2 protein-coding genes and 1 pseudogene are annotated in these 1,889 nt (G+C 62.8%); all 3 read left to right on the top strand.

The annotated features are described in order from the left end of the window. Nucleotides 1–168 (top strand): annotated as a pseudogene (locus C934_RS33175) (sugar ABC transporter permease); the annotation flags it as partial. Next, nucleotides 165–1,109, top strand: a complete 945-nt coding sequence (locus C934_RS0131460) for a carbohydrate ABC transporter permease (protein WP_018117075.1) — start codon at nucleotides 165–167, stop codon at nucleotides 1,107–1,109. The pseudogene C934_RS33175 and the gene C934_RS0131460, both read left to right, overlap by 4 nt. Nucleotides 1,110–1,113: 4 nt before the next feature. Beyond that, nucleotides 1,114–1,889, top strand: a 776-nt coding sequence (locus tag C934_RS0131465) for an ABC transporter ATP-binding protein (protein WP_018860469.1), incomplete at its 3' end; no start/stop codon positions are given.

The following is a 1,889-nucleotide window of genomic DNA, read 5'->3' on the forward strand; positions in this document are numbered from 1 at the left end:
GGCGGCCCCGGCGGCTCGGCCTGGCTGCCGTCCAACTTCATGTACGAATACACCTTCAAGCGCAACGAGATGGCCGTCGGCTCGGCGAGCGCGGTGATCATGCTGATGACGATTTCGGCGATCATCGTTCCCTATCTCTATTCGGAACTCAGGGAGAAATCGCGATGAGCGCCGTCACCTCGACCCTGCCGAGTGCGGCCAGCGCCTCGCGCAACAGACTGTTCAGCCGGATCTTCATCTACGGGCTGCTTGTCATCTTCGCGATCATCTACCTGATGCCGCTGTTCGTCATGCTGGTGACCTCGTTCAAGACGATGGACGAGATCCAGAACGGCAACATGCTGGCGCTGCCGCAGTCGCCGACCATCGAGCCCTGGTTCAAGGCCTGGGGGCAGGCCTGCGTCGGGCTGACCTGCGCCGGCATCAAGGGCTACTTCTGGAACTCGATCAAGATGGTCGTTCCGGCCGTGGCGATCTCGACGATCATGGGCGCGCTGAATGGCTACATCCTGACCAAGTGGCGCTTCCCCGGCCACACGCTGGTGTTCGGCCTGATGCTGTTTGCCTGCTTCATCCCGTTCCAGTCGGTGCTCTTGCCGATGGCGACCATCCTTGGCAGCCTCGGCCGCTTCGGGGCGACGCTGCGCGACCAGATCGGCATGTCGCTCGGCTTCGGCAATCCGACCGTCAACCTCGTCACCGTTCACGTCGTCTACGGCCTCGGCTTCACGACGCTGTTCTTTCGCAACTATTACGAGGCCTTTCCGACCGAACTGGTGAAGGCGGCGCAGGTCGACGGTGCCAGCTTCTTCCAGATCTTCCGCCGCATCATGCTGCCGAACTCGCTGCCGATCATCGTCGTCACCGTCATCTACCAGTTCACCAACATCTGGAACGACTTCCTGTTTGCCTCGGCCTATGCCGGCACGGGCGATTCCATGCCGATGACGGTGGCGCTGAACAACGTCGTCAACACCTCCACCGGTGTCGTCGAATACAACGTCAACATGGCGGCGGCGATGATCGCAGCGCTTCCGACCCTCCTCGTCTACATTCTCGCCGGCCGCTACTTCGTGCGTGGCCTGATGGCGGGCGCTGTCAAAGGATAATCCAATGGCTTTCCTCGAAATCTCAGGTCTCAAGAAGCGCTTCGGCTCGCTGGAGATCCTCAAGGGCATCAACCTTGACCTGGAAAAGGGCGGCTTCCTCGTGCTCGTCGGCCCGTCCGGCTGCGGCAAGTCGACCTTGCTCAACACCATTGCCGGCCTGGAATCGATCACCGAGGGCGACATTCGCGTCGATGGCCGCAGCATTGCCGACCTGCATCCGTCGAAGCGCGACATCGCCATGGTGTTCCAGAGCTACGCGCTCTACCCGAACATGACGGTGGCCGGAAACATCGCCTTCGGCATGGAGATGCGCGGCGTGCCGGTCGAGGAGCGCAACAAGGCGATCGACAAGGTCGCCAAGGTGCTGCAGATCGGCCACCTGCTCAATCGCAAGCCGAGCCAGCTGTCGGGCGGCCAGCGCCAGCGCGTCGCCATGGGCCGCGCCCTGGTGCGCGACCCGAAGCTGTTCCTGTTCGACGAACCGCTCTCCAACCTCGACGCCAAGCTGCGCGTCGACATGCGCATCGAGATCAAGCGGCTGCACCAGGCGACCGGCACGACGATCGTCTATGTGACCCACGACCAGATCGAGGCGATGACGCTGGCCACCAAGATCGCCGTCATGCGCGACGGCGAGGTGCAGCAGTTCGGCACGCCGGCCGAGATCTACAACAACCCGGCCAACATGTTCGTCGCCGACTTCATGGGCTCGCCGGCGATGAACCTCCTCGCGGGGACGATCGAGAAGGGGGCGTCCGGCCTGACCGTGTCGCTTTCGCG

It is taken from the genome of Rhizobium sp. 42MFCr.1 (assembly GCF_000377185.1).
GTDB lineage: Bacteria > Pseudomonadota > Alphaproteobacteria > Rhizobiales > Rhizobiaceae > Rhizobium > Rhizobium altiplani.

Excerpts from the sequence above, each read along its gene's own strand:
- C934_RS0131460 (WP_018117075.1), top strand. The coding sequence starts at position 165 with ATGAGCGCCGTCACCTCGACCCTGCCGAGTGCGGCCAGCGCCTCGCGC.